Genomic DNA, 17,097 nt, shown 5'->3' with positions numbered 1-17,097 from the left:
AATGGAATATGAAACCAAATGCAAAGGTTATACGTCTAATACAGAGGTATGGCCTTTTAGTTATTTCAAATTACAAAAATGAAAGATTAAGATTTGGGCATTTTGTAGAAAGTAATAAGTATTTGTACTATACTGTAGCTATGCCATAAAATAATTAAAGAAGGAGGGATAAAGTGGGGAAAATCATAGAAGTACAAGGCTTACGCAAAGTCTACCGTATGGGAAAAGAAAAGATTGTAGCCTTAGATAATCTAGACCTTGAGATAGAAGAAGGGGAAATCTGTTGTTTGTTTGGAACATCAGGTTCAGGAAAGTCGACATTACTCAATATGTTGGCAGGTCTTGAAAAGCCAACGCGTGGTACTATAAAAATAAAAAATAAGCGCGTAGAGATGCTTAATGAAACGCAACTTGCAACATTTAGGCAAAAGTACATAGGGTTTGTTTTTCAGTCCTACAATCTGATACCATCTTTAACAGCACTAGAAAATGTATCATTACCCCTTATTTTTCAAGGTATGCCTAAAGTTAAGAGGGACAAGCGAGCTAAAGAAATGCTAAAAGCAGTTGGACTAGAAAAACGTCTTCATCATAAACCAAAAGAAATGAGTGGGGGACAACAGCAAAGGGTAAGTATTGCAAGGGCATTTGTTAATCGTCCTAAAATATTATTTGCTGATGAGCCAACAGGAAACTTAGATACACATACAACACTTGAAGTAATGGATATGATTAGAGATATGGCTAAGAAATATAATCAAACACTGATTATTGTATCTCATGACCCTGAAATTGCAGATTATGCAGATCGTATTATTACTGTAATTGATGGTAACATACATAAAATAGAATTGAAAAAAGAGAATGAGAGGGAAGTTATCTATGAAAGGAAAGAGTAAATTTGCAAGCTTATTGATGGCAGGGATTATCGCTTCATCCTGTGTCTATCCAATAGGAGGGAATGTATGGGCAATAGAAGCAAACCCAGGTGATCAACAAACAGACCCATCTTTAACACTGACAGCAAATGAGGTAACAAAAACATTAGAAAAAGGCGATAAGTTTAATCTATTTATTACAGCAAAAAGTGTAAATACAAACAAAGAACTTAGAGAATTCATTCAATATATTGAACTATCAGGTAGCACAAGCCAAAGTGTAGATAAAAATACAGTTCAGATTAACGGAGATGGTACAATCATTATCATGGACTTAGTATACAATGGTAATGGGAAGAGTGTTAAAGTAGAGATTGGTTATGAAGGAATGAAAAATGGTCCAGCAACAGTAGAGATTCCTTTAACTAATGCGAGTTCAGCTATTAGTGGAGCAGATGGGCTTACTTTAGCTCAAAGTACAATTAATGTAGTCGCAGGAGAAAGCCAGCAAATCATTTTAACAGTTAAAAATGATAGTAAATCTAATGTTAAAGAAAGTAAAATGAAGTTAAAAATTAAGGACTCAACTTCAGCTAAAGGTATTGCTTTAAAGAAAAAAGAGATGACACTTTCAGCAATGGATAAAGGTGCTACAAAAGATTACTATATTACAGTAGACATTGATAAAGATGTAGCACGTGGTATCCATGAGATGATCGTAGATATTGATGGTAAAGAGCATACAGTTAAACTTAAAGTCGATAGTAACTTTATGCCACCTTCACTTGAAGTATCTGTAAGCAATACCTCTGCATTTGAGCAAAATGTAGCAAAAAGTATTCAGGTAGCCATCAAAAATGTAGGACATGTTGCGGCTAAAAATGTTAAGCTTGAAATTGTTCCAAACGAAAAAGTATTTGTAGCAGATGGCAGTAATGTAAAATACGTAGAAAACATTGATAGTGGTAAGACACAAACGATCCCTGTAAGTTTAATTGTAGGGGATACAACAAGTTTTAACTTACCAGTGGAAATGAAATTAAGTTACATAGATGATTTAGGTGAGACACAAACAAGTAGTCAAGTTGTATATTTAAGCACTAAAGGTAGCGTAGCTCAAAAAGAATTAGAACTTTCAACAACAGCAGAACCACAAGGTATTAAGCAAATTGGAGATGTGTTTACAGTTGGATTTAAGGTAACAGCACCTGATGAAGCAAAAAATGTTAAACTCAGTGTCAAGAGTACAGACGGTATTGTTTCAAAGTCAAAAAGTATGTTTATTGAACCTAAATTTACAAAAGGTCAAACAAAAAGCTATATTGTAGACTTTGTAGCAACACAAAGTGTAACAACAGGTACTTATCCAATTGAAATTATTGCAGAATACACTTTAAATGGAAAAGAAGTAGCGATCAAACAATATGCGACAGTATCTATTGACAATAAAGAAGAAACTGAAGAAGAAAAAGGCAAAGGTAAACCAAAAGTTATTGTTGGAACCTATAGCTCTAATCCAGTGGTTGTAAAAGCTGGAGAAGAATTTGAACTCGAAATTGGTTTCCTTAATACACACCAAGATAAAACAGTTAAAAATTTAAAAGCTAACTTAACTGTTAAAGAACAAGGTGAAAATGATACAGGTAGCGTTTTCACACCTGTTAATGCAAGTAATACATTCTTTATTAGTGAACTTACTCCAGGTCAAATGGATGTGAAGAATATTCGTCTTTATACCATTCCAAGTGCAAAACCAAAGACTTATGATATTACACTTGAAATGGAATATGAAGATGCCAATGGCGAAGCCATTACAGCAACAGAACATTTTGGTATTCCAGTTGAGCAAGTGACAAAACTTGAAGTAGCAGAAGTGCAAGTGGAAACAGTAGAAGTAGGTATGCCAGCAGAGCTTACCGCAACCATCTACAATACAGGTAAAACAAGTATTAGTAATGTACGTATTAAAACTATTGGTGAAGGTTTTGAAGTACAAGATAACAGCTTGATTATTGGACAACTTGATAAAGGAAATTCAAAAACATATAACCCAACAATTATTCCACTTCAAGGTGGGGCCTTAACAGGACAAATCCAAATTGAATATGAAGATGTAACAGGTCAAATTCAAACCTATACCCATGACTTCCAAATGGATGTTATGGAGAGTATGATGCCACCAGACGACTTTAATCCTATGCCAGATGATATGATGCCTCCTATGGAAGATGAAAAGCCAGCAAAATGGCCAACAATACTTGGTATGATACTTGGTATGGGAATTGCCGCAGGTATCACAGCATTTGTGATGAAAAAACGCCAACGCAAATTAGAAGAGATGGATTTAGATGAGGATTAATGATTTAATTATGATGAGCGTACGAAGTTTATGGCGGCGTAAACTTCGTACCTTCCTCACCATATTAGGTGTTGTTATTGGTGCAAGTTCCATTATCCTTATGCTTTCTCTAGGGATTGCAATGGATAGCAACTTTAAAGAGCAAATGCAAAATATGCAATCGTTAACTTTAATAGAGGTTTCTCCAAATAACTGGGAGGATCCTAACGCCCCTAAGCTAGATGATAAAGCATTAGAAGCTATGGAAAAAATAGAAGGCGTACAAATGGCTATTCCTATTAGAAGTATTAATGCCTATCTAGAGTTTGGAAAGTATCGTACAAGCTGGCAAGTTGAAGTACGTGGACTTTCAGCAGAAGAAATGCAGATTTTAGGTTATAAAGTAGGTGAAGGTACACTCTTTGGGCCTACTGATACCAATGCAATCTTACTTGGGAAAGAACTTTGCAGAGAATTTGTTAAAAAGGGTCAAGAGATTAACTGGCGTAATCCACCACCTCCAATGGAGTTTGAAGTAGGTGAAGATGTACTCAAAGTAGATATTGGTGAGTATGCTTGGGATACCAATGAACCTGCAAGTGATCAAGATGGTAATCAAATAGAAGTACCAAAGGCAGCCAGAGTTACTGTAATGGGAATGTTCCCAGATGAAGACTGGGAAAACAACTATTCTTGTATTATTCCAGTAGAATTATTTGATAAGTTGAAAGAAGAACAAGAAAAGTATCAGAAAAAGCTTTATGGCGAACAAGGCAATGGTCGTTATGATGATGGAAATAAGTATCGTAATGTACGTGTAAAAGTTATTGATGAAGATCATGTTTTAAGCGTTCAACAAGCTTTAAATGATGCAGGTTATCGCGCTTATAGTCCAATGGAATACTTAGAAGAGATGAAAAAGGCTTCAAATAGTATTCAAGTGATGCTAGGTGGTATTGGTGCGATTTCATTAGTAGTAGCAGCTATTGGTATTACCAATACAATGATGATGTCTATTTATGAACGTACAAAAGAAATTGGTGTTATGAAAGTTATTGGTGCCAAGCTTACAGATATTAAGAAAATGTTCTTAGTAGAAGCCCTTTTAATTGGAGCTATTGGAGGTGCAGTCGGGGTAGCCTTTTCCTATGGATTATCCTACTTACTCAATAAGTTTGGTCCACAAATTGCGGGAGAAATGTTCTCAATGCTAGGAAGTGGAGGAACGAATGTATCCATTATTCCACCATGGTTAGCATTAGCAGCTTTAATCTTCTCAACGATTATAGGACTGATTTCAGGATACTTCCCAGCAAGACGTGCTATGGGACTTTCAGCACTATCAGCTATTCGTACAGAATAATTGATTAAGGTCATGATTCTTAAAAAAGAAGAGACTTAAAGTAGAGGTAGATAAAGTTATTATATATAAAAGGAGTAGTTACAAAATAAAATGTAACTACTCCTTTTATGTTTTATTTATTAATAACGGAACCAATATTTTTGAGAATGATAGAAAGTGTACCATCTACATTGTTGATAAATTCGATTTTATCTGGATCGTTGAGCATTTCAGTTGGTAATTTAAGCTCAATCCCAGTATTAGTTTTAATTTTATGTGAAGTATATTTCTTACCTACTTTTTCAGCATGAGGAATTTCAATTGCTTCTTCTGTGATCCCTTGTTCTTCAAAAACAGCACGACAGGCTTCTTTAATAGGTTCATGGTCAGCAAAAGTTTCATCTAAGACATCGTTAACACGAATGGTACTTGTATGGTCAATACTTTTTGCAATGTTTGTCTTAGCAAAAGAAAGGGCCTCTAATTTATTATCAAAGTTTTCTTCAATAGCGCCTGTAATCACTTGTTCTACAATCTTAATTTTTTGTTTTGTAGAAAGAGAAGTGGTTGTACCAAGTAAGTTGTGTAGATAGTGTTCTTTATGTCCATCTAGTAGAAGAATTTCACAAGTTTCTAAATTAATAATAGCAGCTTCTTGGATTTTGCTTGAAGTCTCAGGGAAAATGGTTTTATGCTTGATAATTTGGTTAACTGGACCTGTCCCATCTTGATCCACAACGTGAGTATAGGCTTCTTTGTAATTCAGCTTAAAGAAAGCAATATAAGGAATTTGATCACGTTTAAACTTTGTAACAATCAAATCTCCATTAGGAATGTTTTCTAAAGTCTGCATATAGGCATAAAATTGTCCTGCCAGTTCACAAGAAAAAGTATAGAAGTCTGGAATGCCTGCACGAATAGTTTCAGCCCAAGATGAAGTTTCTTCAAAAATAGCATGAGAAACACTATGGCTATCAAATAAGTCTGTTAAGTAAGTTGTAATATAAGCTTCAATTTCATCTTTAAGTACAAGCGGTTTAGAGGACATAATAGGTACTCCGTGGCCAAGGTCTAAAAGATGAATAATCGTTTGATCAAATAATATACTCATAAATTTTACTACCCCTTCTAAATTGTCATACACTCTATTATGCTAAACTTTGAGATAAAAGTAAACCCTTCCAGCGTACTGGAAGGGAGCTTTTTAAGGCATAAGTTCAGCGATTTTAGTAACAGCTACGTAAATTTGAGAGATTTTATACCAAGTATCCTTACCTACAATGCCATCTGGATTGAGATGGAAAATCTGTTGGAAGGTCTTAACTGCTTCTTGTGTTGCCTCATCAAAATTACCTGTTGTACGTACTTTGGGAATAAGTGGATAGTTATTAGAAATACGGTTAAGTTGCTCTTGAATCGTACGTACTGCTGGGCCACTATCACCTAGTCTAAGAGGTGTACCAGGATAAGATTCAGGTACACCAGATACAACAGGTGCTTGTGGGAATGTAATATCTGAACCATAATAATAACGTAAGATTTCCTCATAACTTCTACCTTCATCACCAAGTGCTTTACTACCCCATTGGGTCATCCAGTTTGGACAGGTGGATTTTGCGCCATCACAATACTGTGTCAGGAGAGGTTGCTCTACACCTGGACGTTTTACATAGGTATCAAAAATACGGTCAACTTGAAGTGAGATGGTATCAAAAATATCTCGCCCATAGAAGAAGGCATGGTCAAAAGCAGTTGAGTTTGTAATCGTAAAATTCTTCCCTTGATTTCTATACCATTCTGTATAAACACGATTGAGCGTAAAAGATATAATTGCAACAACATTGGCACGGATCGTTTCTAGTGGCCAAGTTGGATAAATCTCAGATGAAGCGACGTTCTTGATATAATCTTTAAAGAGAACGGAGTAGTTAGGCGCACTATTGTTACTTGGTGTACCTGTATGGACGATAACGAATTCAGGCACAACAACTTCAGGTAGTACAACAAATCCGGGAGACGAAGTATCTTTGATAGAGGATTCTGGGATCTTAGGTGGATAGTCACCGTATAGTGTAGGTGGACCAATGGTGATTTCATCAGTTTGTTGCCTCATATACTTTGAACGGTTTGCTGTAAAGAGAATAGGTTGTTCACTACTAATGAGTTGAATAGGTTGAATAGAACGGATATTAGCAAAAATCTGAGTACCATTTACGACTGTAGAAATATATTCTGGTGCATTCACTTCAACAATAAAAGACGAAAATGGTGTCTCAATGGTTTGAGGCGACTGCGTAAGTTCTTCGGAGGGTGCATTAAGCGATAATGGAGGTGTTTGGCCATTAGCATTTGTCTTTAGCTGTGCAATAATACGTTCACCTGTTGAAGTTTGTTGTTTAATAGTAACTGGCACATCTGATATAGGACGTAAAGCAGTTAGTGTAGGATCAGTTGTAACATCTACAACTAAAGTACCAGTAGATTGTCTCGACATGATGGGGGGGTAACGAAAATTTCTCATCTTTATACCTCCTTCAATAAAAAGCATAAGGGTTACTACCTATAATATATGACAGCATTTTATAAAACTATGAATAAAGACAAAAATAAGGACAGCCAAAAGCTGTCCTTATTTGATAGTAATTGTATGGGTACATGTAAAAGTTTTATGAGGCATAAGATGATTTAAATCTGATTTTGTACTGAGTTCACTTGTTTCATCTTCAAAGTCTGCATGGCCATACCATGGTTCAATACATACAAATGGTGAAGGTGAAAGTGGTGACCAAATCCCTAAGAATGGGAAGCCATCAAAACCAACTTCAATTTGTTTATTATGTTTCTTACTTGCTAAGGTTACATATTTACTTGTATAGTCCCCATAAACAAGGGCATCCTTTGCAAAAAGTTCTGTAGAAAGTTCAAGTGGAGTAGTCACACATTTTTGTACATCTCTTTTGAAATAGCCTTCAGGTGTAAGGGGCATGAAAGTGACTTCTTCTTCTTTATCAAAGGTAATGGTGTAGTCTTCCATTGTTTCGTCTTCAAAAAGTGGACATCTAAAGCCAGGGTGTGCACCGATTTTGAAGAACATTTCTTTAGTATCTTCATTAATTACTTCATAGCCAATAGATAATGTTTTATATTCCAGCGTATAAGTTACTTTTAAAGTGAAATTAAATGGGAAAAGTGTTTTAGTTTTTTCATCACTACGAAGAACAAAAGTAATTGCTGAAGTAGTTTGGTGATCTACGTCAAATACAAGGTCACGTGCAAAACCATGTTGTCCAACTGTAAATTCATTACCTTCTACAGTATATTTATTGTTAGTTACTTTTCCAACTAAAGGGAAAAGTATAGGGGTATGTCTGCCCCAATATGTAGGATCAGCAGTCCAAATATATTGTACATGATCTTGATCAATAAGCTCAGTAAGCTCAGCACCAGCATCTTTGATGATGGCAGTTAAATAGTCATTTTGTATACGAAAGTTCACGATATCACATCCTTAAAAAGTCTTTATTAGCATTATAGTATATTCTTATAGGATTCGCTAGTGTGAAATGAGGAGTATGAATGCCAAAAAGTTGCATAAGCTATGAAGTATACTAGAAGGAGATGAATGACATGCCAAAGAAAAATACAAGAAGGATGCTCTATGTAATACTTATCATTTATCTGTTTAGTACGATTTTAGTAAGTGCAAAACCAAGTGCATTTATTGTTACAAATGAAATCGTATGTGGAGAAGAGACACTTCATGAATACAAACATGTATCTAGCGGATTAAGTGTAGTATGGATAGAAAATAAAGATCCTAATAAAAGTTTTACACTAGGTGTAAAGACGCCTACAACAGATAATACAGGGGTTAATCACATTATTGAACATACTATTTTTACAGGGTCCAAGAAGTATCCATCTTCTACCTTATTTTTTGATGCAAGTAGTAAATATCCTAATTTATTTATGAATGCTATGACAAGTTCAGATATGACGGTATTTCCTTTTGCGACATCTCATAATGCTTGTTTTGATACCTTAATGTCAATTTATTTAGATAGTATATTAAATCCTAATATGACATTAGATGCTTCGAGCTTCTATGAGGAATCTTTTCACTACAATCCTACAACGAAGCAGTATGGTGGGGTAGTATATAATGAAATGAAGGGTGCAAATAACGATAAAAATAGACAAGTGTTTAGAGCAATAAGAGGTGGCCTCTATGAAGGGACACACTATGCTAATGATAGTGGTGGTGACCCAAGCTTTATACCAGACTTATCTTATGAACAATTTATAGAAACATATAAAGGTTTTTATTATCCTAGTAATATGATGATTGTTTTATATGGAGATTTACCAATCAATCATGTTTTAGAATTGATTGATGAAGCGTTTAAAGATATTCCATTATCAGATAAACAGATAGATGTAAATGTTAAACCTATACTTGAACAACAAGAAAAGACACTTTATTTCAATCAAAATGGTGGTGGAAGCTATCTTATTAAAAGTTTTGTAATTGAAAAAGATTTGACCAGTGATGAAATGCTGGATATGGATCTTTGGGTAAGTGCTTATTTAGTAGATGAAAATTCTTACTTTATGAAAGAACTCAAAAGACAAGGTATACCACATGTACAAGTGATTAAAGACAGTTATGTTAAGTATCCATCTTACTCCATTGTAGTAGGTGAAATTGAAAAGAGTAAGATAGAATCAACTAAAGCAATTTTGGAATGTGTTTTAAAAGAACTAGAGAGTCAAACAATAGATATTGAGACAGAACGCAATATTATTGCTAAAAACCAACTTGTAGCATGTAGTGAAGAATTATCATCAACTAGAGGAATAGAGATTGCACAAAGTTATTTAGATGCATGGGCACATGACAAGTCTGGAGACTACTATTTTACAGATAAAGCCCATATAAATAGAATAAATCAAGTACCTGAAAGCTGTAGAGAAATTCTACTAAACAGCCCTTCTATGACTATCAAACTGTTACCTAAAAAAGCTGATGTTATACAACAAGACCAAGGAAGATTAGAAGGTGAATGGAGTGAACGTCTAGAGAAAATGGCAGTTTGGCAAAAAGAAACGAAACATTTGCCACTTCCAGACATAAACTTTAAAGATTTAATGGTTCATAAGACTGTACCCTATCAAATTAAAGAAAAAGATGGTATTAAATATGTAATGACTAAAAATGATGGACCATTAAAATGTACTTCATTTTATATACCGACAGGACATATTAAGCAAGAAGATTTACCGAATCTTTTCTTATATGGACAATTTCTAAAAAAGGTATCTGCTGAAAAAACACCTTTTGAGACCATTATGAATGCAGAAATTGTGGCAAGTGGCAATGAGGGGATAGAGCCTTATTTAAAGATTACTATATTAAGCAATAAAAATTTTGATCCATTAGTTACTTATGAAGAAGCAAGGCAAAAGTTGCTTTCAAAAGATAATGAGTGGTTTGATGAACAATTACAAAACTTTATGGGGCAATTTAAAGATAACTTTACACAAGATATGTTAGGAACTTTGAAGTGGCTCAATGCATCGGGGCAAAAGGGGTATAAACGCTATTTATTTGAACAACATTATCCGCTGTATACCTATGCTAGAAAAATTAGAACTTCAAAAGATATAACTTATATTGATAAAATTAAGCAACTAAACCTTCCACTTTCAGAGGGAATGCTTATAGGTATCCAAGGTGATCAAGCATTCCAAAAGGCAACTTTAGCTCATGTTCAAGAGTATTTCAAAGAACATAAGATAGCAAGGCCTGAACAAGTAACTTATGATTTTACTCAATATGCTTCTATTAACGTATACTATAAAGATACTCCTGTAGATTATGTCGTATTTAGTTATGATAAAGAGGAAGACCTCATAGAAGGTTCGGATTATGTTATGGCTTCTTATATGACGAATCAGTATTTGCGACCAGTGTTACGTGCGGAGCATGGGGCATATGGAAGTAGTATGTTTGCGAAATATCCAAGTAGCTTAATTGTATATACTTATAGAGACCCTAATTTTTTAGAATCCATTAAAGGTATTCAATCAGCTCCTGGTATTTTGCGTGAAAATCTAAATAAAGAAGCCCTAGAAGTAGCTAAGCTGGATGCACTAGCAGAGTACCAACGTCAAATGAATCTAGTAGGAAATGCATTTGAGAAAGGCAGCTTTATAGAAAGTTGTATCTTAAGAGGAATAAAACCTGAATCTTTATTAAAAATTCAACGAGAAATTCTTGATACAAGCCAAAAAGATTTAGATGAAAAATTAAGCTTATTACCATATTTATTAGGTAATGGACAATTAGGGATTTGTACAGGAAATAAACAAATTCAAGCGCAAAAACAAATGAATATATATAGAGAGAAATAGACATAAAAGAGACAGAATAACAAGACATAAAAGTTCAGAATGATAAAGATTCTGAACTTTTATATTGAATTTTGTTCTCAATTAGCTATAATAGAAGGGAGTAAAAATTAGAAAGAAGTGATAAAATGAAGAAGAAAACATGGCTTATTTTAGTGTTAGTAGTTGCTTATATAGGATTTATTTTATATAAACATAATGAACGTAGTATGTTAATGGAGCAGGCAGAAAAAGAACAGTTAGAAGTTGTGACCTCTTTTTATCCTATGTATGTACATACAAGTGCGATTATGCAAGGAACACCTCATAAAGTGATTAATATGGCAGATCAGACAGTAGGGTGTTTACATGATTATCAGTTAACTGTTCAAGATACTAAGAAGTTATATGAAGCAGATATTCTTGTAATTAATGGATTAGGGAGTGAAACATTTATTGAAAAAGCTTATAAGCAAAATCCAAACTTACAAGTTATAGATTCTAGTCGTCTAGTAGAAGAATATTTGCATGAAGATGAAGAAAATATAGATGAAGCAGAAAATCATATTCATGAGGATGAAGACCACGATCATGAAGATGAAAATGCTATACATGAAGAAGATGTTTTACATGATGAGGAAATTGGGCATACTCATGAAACAGGCGAAGCAGAGGATGGACATCACCATGAGAATGATCATATTTGGTTAAGTTTAGAAGGGACTATTGCTCAGGTTCAGGAGATCACTAATAGACTTTGTGAACTAGATCCAGCTTATAATGAAATTTATAGAAACAATGCAAACAACTATATTGCAGAAATTCAGGCACTTAGTCAGGTTGCTAATCATGAAATGGAAATGCTAAAAGATAAAAAAGCAGTAACTGTACACGATGCATTTTATTACTTAGCGAAGGACCTTGATATAGAAGTAGTCGAGAATATACCAGAAGGCAGTTATGAGAATGCTTCTGCGAGACAAATTGAAAAGCTAATCAACCACATGAAAGAAGAAGAGGTAGAGGTTATTTTTACAGAAGCAAGAAATCAAGATTTAGCGATTCTAAAAACGATTCAGAGTGAACTCTCATGTAGGGTTTATGTGTTAGATGCATTAGTTACAGAACCAGATGAGATAGTACAACAAGGGACCTTTGAATATGTAGAACGAATGAGAAGAAATATTGAAACAATTAGAGAGGCGTTTAAAAATGAGTGAGTGTAAATTTTGTTGTACAGAAATGAAAGGTGTATCAGTAAGTAAAGAAGGTAATAGTTTATTACAAGACATTAATGTACATTTTCATTGTAATGAAATTACAGCAATTGTTGGTCCTAATGGGGCGGGGAAGACAACATTATTTAGAACCTTGTTAGGTGAGATGCCTTATACAGGTGAAATTAAACATCATATGCATGAGTATGAAAAAAGAATGCATAATCCTATTATTGGATATGTTCCTCAACATTTGAACTTTGATAAGACAACGCCTATAACAACGTTTGATCTCTTTTCAGCTTGTATGCAAAAACGTCCAATTTGGACGAGAATGAGGACCTCTTTGCGTAAAGAAGTAGAAAAAGCACTTGCAGAAGTGAAGTTAGATTATGCCATTGATCGTAAGATTGGTATGTTATCTGGGGGGGAACTTCAACGCGTACTCTTAGCATTAGCTTTGCAACCTAAACCAGATTTACTTTTACTAGATGAACCTATATCTGGTGTAGATGTTAATGGACAGAAATTATTTTATGAAACTGTGCAAGAACTTAAACATAAGTATCATATGGCAATTGTACTTATTACCCATGAAATTGGGCAGCTAGAACTTATTTGTGACAATGCTATCTTACTTAATAAAAAGATATTAGCAATGGGAGACCCTCTTACAGTAAGGCAAGAAGCGGTTAGACAAAAACAATTTCAAGTAGGGGGTGGATTAAATGGAAGTACTTTATAGTATAGTAGATTTTTTATTCCCTTTTGATTTTTTACAGATGGCTTTTATGAAAAATGCTTTTATAGGCGTACTCATTGCAGCCCCTATGTTAGGTCTACTTAGTACAATGGTTGTAAGTCAGAAAATGGCCTTTTTCTCTGATGCAATAGGTCATAGTGCTCTTACAGGTATTGGGATTGGTGTTATTTTAGGTTTTTTAAGTCCGACGGCTTCCATGCTGATTTTTGCAATCATATTAGGTCTCTTGATTGCCTACTTTAGCTATAAGCATCAAGAGACCACCGATACGATTATTGGTATTTTCTCAGCAGGAACAGTGGCATTAGGAACTATGTTACTTTCTAAAAATGGGAACTTTAATCAATATACCAGATACTTGATAGGAGATTTATTAAGTATTAGAGGTGAAGACTTAGCTGTATTACTGATTGTAAGTTTAATTGTACTTGGTATATGGTATTTTATTTTTAATGATTTAGTAGTAACAAGTTTAAATATATCATTAGCAAATAGTAGATCTATTCATACACTACTTTTACAAATGGTCTTTACATGTGTAGTGGCTGTAGTTGTAGTATTATGTATTCCATGGATTGGGGTAATGTTGATCAATGCTTTTCTTATTTTGCCAGGTGCTATTAGTAGAAATATAGCAGGGAATATGCGACAATATCATTTTTATTCTGTATTTTTTGCACTTTTTAGTGGCGTTCTTGGGCTATGGCTTGCTTATATCTTAGGGACATCAGCAGGTGCAACCATTGTCGTAATTATGACCTGTTGTTATATTGCGACTTCTCTTCTAAAAAGACTAACATATTGACATCTTTCTTCTACAATTATACAATAGGGATGGTTGTTAAAAATTTAATTTAAAGATAGTCTTTAAATTGTTTGAGTAGAAAGGAGTCATAGCGATGATGTACTCACATGAAGTAGAACAAATGTGTCCTCTTGCAAAAGGACCTAATCACGGACCAGCTCCAATTCCACAAGAAGGAAGATGGGTTCAGTCTAAAGAAGTTACAGATATAAGCGGTCTTACACACGGTGTAGGCTGGTGTGCTCCACAACAAGGTGCTTGTAAATTAACATTAAATGTTAAAAACGGTATCATTGAAGAAGCATTAGTAGAAACAATCGGTTGTTCTGGTATGACACACTCTGCAGCGATGGCAGCAGAAATCTTAACAGGTAAAACTATCTTAGAAGCATTAAATACTGACTTAGTATGTGATGCAATCAATACAGCAATGAGAGAATTATTCCTTCAAATCGTATACGGAAGAACTCAAACTGCTTTCTCAGAAGGTGGTCTTCCAATCGGTGCTGGTCTTGAAGACTTAGGAAAAGGACTTCGTAGCCAAGTTGGTACAATGTACGCAACAGTAGCTAAAGGACCAAGATACCTTGAAATGGCTGAAGGTTATGTAACAAAAATCGGTGTTGATGAAAACAACGAGATTATCGGTTACCAATTCATCCACTTTGGTAAAATGATGGATATGATCAAAAAAGGTATGGAACCAGCAGAAGCAATGCAAAAAGCTACAGGTCAATACGGAAGATTTGATGACGCAGCTCGTCAAATCGACCCAAGACACGAGTAAGAAGGAGGTGCAGTAATATGCCATTATTTGAATCTTATGATAGAAGAATTAACCAAATCAATGCTGTATTAAATCAATACGGTATTAAAGACTTAGATGAAGCAAAAGCTATTTGTGATGAAAAAGGTGTAGACGCTTACAACCTTACAAAAGAAATCCAACCAATCGCTTTTGAAAATGCATGTTGGGCTTACGTAGTAGGTGCAGCTATCGCAATCAAAAAAGGTTGTACTTTAGCAGCTGATGCAGCTGAAGCAATCGGTGAAGGTCTTCAAGCTTTCTGTATCCCAGGCTCAGTAGCTGACGATCGTAAAGTAGGTCTTGGACACGGTAACTTAGGAGCTATGCTTCTTAGAGAAGAAACTAAATGTTTCGCATTCTTAGCAGGTCACGAATCATTCGCTGCTGCTGAAGGTGCTATCGGTATCGCTAGATCTGCAAACAAAGTTCGTAAAGAAGATTTAAGAGTTATCTTAAATGGTCTTGGAAAAGATGCAGCTCAAATCATCTCTCGTATTAACGGATTTACATACGTTCAAACACAATTTGACTATGCTACAGGTAAAGTAAGCATCGTTAAAGAAATCGCTTACTCAAATGGCGAAAGAGCAAAAGTTCGTTGTTACGGTGCTGACGATGTTCGTGAAGGTGTTGCAATCATGCATATGGAAGGCGTAGACGTATCTATCACAGGTAACTCTACAAATCCAACACGTTTCCAACATCCAGTAGCTGGAACATACAAAAAAGAATGTGTTGAACAAGGCAAAAAATACTTCTCAGTAGCTTCAGGTGGTGGTACTGGACGTACACTTCACCCAGATAACATGGGTGCAGGTCCAGCTTCATACGGTATGACAGATACAATGGGAAGAATGCATTCAGATGCACAATTCGCAGGTTCTTCATCAGTACCAGCTCACGTTGAAATGATGGGACTTATCGGTATGGGTAATAACCCAATGGTAGGTGCTACAGTAGCAGTAGCTGTTGCTATCCAAGAAGCAATGCACAAATAAGAACTGAACCTAATATTTTAAATGATTACAGATTATATTATCTGATAATCTAAATGTAAAATAGGTAATCAATTCATAAATTATTACAAAAATGAGTTAGCCACGTCATTTTAAGCAAAATGCTTATGACGTGGCTAATTTTTTATAACAAAATAGTTCCCTTGTTTAATTACTGATAGAGTTATGACTAAAAAATAAGTTTATGTACGAAAAGTATAAAGTATACTTTTTAAGATAATTTTGTATAAGCAATCACTTTTTCGACTTTTTTCATATAATATATCAGTATAAAAAAAGGGGGAGTAAATAATGATAAGAAATAGGTATAATAGATCTTCTGATACATGTTGTAATACTTATTGTTGCTGTGACTGTTATTCTTACTGGGAATCACCTTGTAGGTGTCCGGGGGGCATAACAGGAGCCACGGGAGCCACGGGCCCAACAGGCCCAGCAGGAGCAAATGGAAAAGACGGTGCCACAGGAGCGACAGGTGCAACAGGAGCAGCCGGAAAAGATGGAGCCACAGGAGCCACAGGAGCAGCCGGAAAAGATGGAGCCACGGGAGCAACAGGAGCAGCCGGAAAAGATGGAGCCACGGGAGCAACAGGAGCAGCCGGAAAAGATGGAGCGACAGGAGCAATAGGAGCAGCCGGAAAAGATGGAGCTAATGGAGCCACGGGCCCAACCGGACCAGCAGGAGCGAATGGAAAAGACGGTGCCACAGGAGCCACAGGTGCAACGGGAGTAGCCGGAAAAGATGGAGCAACCGGAGCCACGGGAGCAGCCGGAAAGGATGGAGCCACAGGAGCAACCGGAGCCACGGGAGCGGCCGGAAAGGATGGAACCACGGGAGCAACCGGAGCCACGGGAGCGACCGGTGCTACAGGGGCTGAACCACTTATTCCTACAAAACAATTTCGTTCAGTTGGAGCGCCAGATACAACCAATCAAGAAATTAGTGTTGAAGCACCACCTAAACAATTCCCAGTTGAATTTACAAATCTTTATTCAGCAGAAGGAACAGATATTACAGGTGGTCCAAATACAGTAAGTAATACTCCATCAACACCTTTTACAACACTCTCATTAGCTGGTGGACATAGTTATCTTATTAATTTCTGTCTTAAGGTTACATTTAATACGACGTCTACAGCGACCGTAATAGGTGAGATATCAGCTGGTTTGTATATTGGTACACAAGTCTTATATGCTTCTGATGTTTCTAACACAGGGCAACACGAAGTTTCTGTATCTGGTACGGCTATTGCAACGATTACAACTACTTCTAACTTACAACTTCTAGCGAGAGCAAATTCACATGACTGTAATGTTATTAATGCCAGTCTTACTGTAGTGGAAGTTTCTTAAAGATATCCTTTAGAGTGTTGAGAAAATAACCATATATAAGTTATTTTAGGGTATACATTCATGTATAAAACATCACATATACTAAAAAAATGATAACTAAATAATTAATTGATGCAATAGTTTACAAGAAAGTACAAGATAGATTTATATGGGTAATAAGTAGTTATTATTTAAAGTAATGTAAAAA

14 protein-coding genes are annotated in these 17,097 nt (G+C 35.4%); 11 read left to right on the top strand and 3 right to left on the bottom strand.

The annotated features are described in order from the left end of the window. Positions 1–8 precede the first annotated feature (8 nt). From PBV87_RS20285 to PBV87_RS20270, 4 genes are all read left to right on the top strand, one after another. A complete protein-coding gene (locus PBV87_RS20285; RefSeq protein WP_271013521.1) occupies positions 9–149 on the top strand; it encodes a hypothetical protein in 141 nt (46 codons plus the stop codon). A gap of 69 nt (positions 150–218) precedes the next feature. Further along, on the top strand, positions 219–899 hold the full coding sequence (locus tag PBV87_RS20280; protein WP_271013590.1) for an ABC transporter ATP-binding protein: 681 nt from the start codon (positions 219–221) through the stop codon (positions 897–899). Beyond that, the gene (locus PBV87_RS20275) at positions 883–3,237 is read left to right on the top strand and encodes a COG1361 S-layer family protein (protein ID WP_271013520.1); all 2,355 of its coding nucleotides are present in this window, start codon (positions 883–885) and stop codon (positions 3,235–3,237) included. The genes PBV87_RS20280 and PBV87_RS20275 overlap by 17 nt, the downstream gene beginning before the upstream one ends. Next, on the top strand, positions 3,227–4,579 hold the full coding sequence (locus PBV87_RS20270; RefSeq protein WP_271013519.1) for an ABC transporter permease: 1,353 nt from the start codon (positions 3,227–3,229) through the stop codon (positions 4,577–4,579). The genes PBV87_RS20275 and PBV87_RS20270 overlap by 11 nt, the downstream gene beginning before the upstream one ends. Positions 4,580–4,691: 112 nt before the next feature. Here the strand turns inward: PBV87_RS20270 and PBV87_RS20265 are convergent, their stop codons facing one another. The 3 genes from PBV87_RS20265 to PBV87_RS20255 all read right to left on the bottom strand — a co-directional run bounded on the left by PBV87_RS20265 (position 4,692) and on the right by PBV87_RS20255 (position 8,054). Continuing rightward, on the bottom strand, positions 4,692–5,669 hold the full coding sequence (locus tag PBV87_RS20265) for a nucleoid-associated protein (RefSeq protein ID WP_053985461.1): 978 nt from the start codon (positions 5,667–5,669) through the stop codon (positions 4,692–4,694). Between the two features lie 93 nt (positions 5,670–5,762). Then, entirely contained in the window at positions 5,763–7,079 is a 1,317-nt protein-coding gene (locus tag PBV87_RS20260; RefSeq protein ID WP_271013518.1) for a peptidoglycan-binding domain-containing protein, read from the bottom strand. 108 nt (positions 7,080–7,187) lie between these two features. Then, entirely contained in the window at positions 7,188–8,054 is an 867-nt protein-coding gene (locus tag PBV87_RS20255; RefSeq protein WP_271013517.1) for an aldose 1-epimerase family protein, read from the bottom strand. Positions 8,055–8,185: 131 nt separating this feature from the next. Here PBV87_RS20255 and PBV87_RS20250 point away from each other — a divergent pair, with 131 nt between their 5' ends. From PBV87_RS20250 to PBV87_RS20220, 7 genes are all read left to right on the top strand, one after another. After that, positions 8,186–10,972, top strand: a complete 2,787-nt coding sequence (locus PBV87_RS20250; RefSeq protein ID WP_271013516.1) for an insulinase family protein — start codon at positions 8,186–8,188, stop codon at positions 10,970–10,972. 125 nt (positions 10,973–11,097) lie between these two features. After that, on the top strand, positions 11,098–12,168 hold the full coding sequence (locus PBV87_RS20245) for a metal ABC transporter substrate-binding protein (protein WP_271013515.1): 1,071 nt from the start codon (positions 11,098–11,100) through the stop codon (positions 12,166–12,168). Then, entirely contained in the window at positions 12,161–12,910 is a 750-nt protein-coding gene (locus tag PBV87_RS20240; protein ID WP_271013514.1) for a metal ABC transporter ATP-binding protein, read from the top strand. The genes PBV87_RS20245 and PBV87_RS20240 overlap by 8 nt, the downstream gene beginning before the upstream one ends. Continuing rightward, a complete protein-coding gene (locus tag PBV87_RS20235) occupies positions 12,894–13,733 on the top strand; it encodes a metal ABC transporter permease (RefSeq protein ID WP_271013513.1) in 840 nt (279 codons plus the stop codon). Before PBV87_RS20240 ends, PBV87_RS20235 begins: the two co-directional genes overlap by 17 nt. A 94-nt stretch (positions 13,734–13,827) precedes the next feature. Beyond that, positions 13,828–14,520, top strand: coding sequence for an iron-sulfur cluster assembly scaffold protein (locus PBV87_RS20230; protein WP_053985453.1), 693 nt, complete (start codon positions 13,828–13,830; stop codon positions 14,518–14,520). Between the two features lie 17 nt (positions 14,521–14,537). Further along, positions 14,538–15,539 (top strand): GGGtGRT protein, encoded by a 1,002-nt coding sequence (locus tag PBV87_RS20225; protein ID WP_271013512.1) that lies wholly within the window; start codon positions 14,538–14,540, stop codon positions 15,537–15,539. Positions 15,540–15,848: 309 nt separating this feature from the next. Next, complete coding sequence (locus PBV87_RS20220; RefSeq protein ID WP_271013511.1) at positions 15,849–16,910, top strand: collagen-like domain-containing protein; 1,062 nt, start codon at positions 15,849–15,851, stop codon at positions 16,908–16,910. The last annotated feature ends 187 nt before the right edge of the window (positions 16,911–17,097 follow it).

Origin of the sequence: Holtiella tumoricola (genome assembly GCF_027857615.1) — a bacterium.
GTDB classification, from domain to species: Bacteria; Bacillota; Clostridia; order Lachnospirales; family Cellulosilyticaceae; genus Holtiella; species Holtiella tumoricola.
This window is presented reverse-complemented; position numbering and strand designations above follow the sequence as displayed.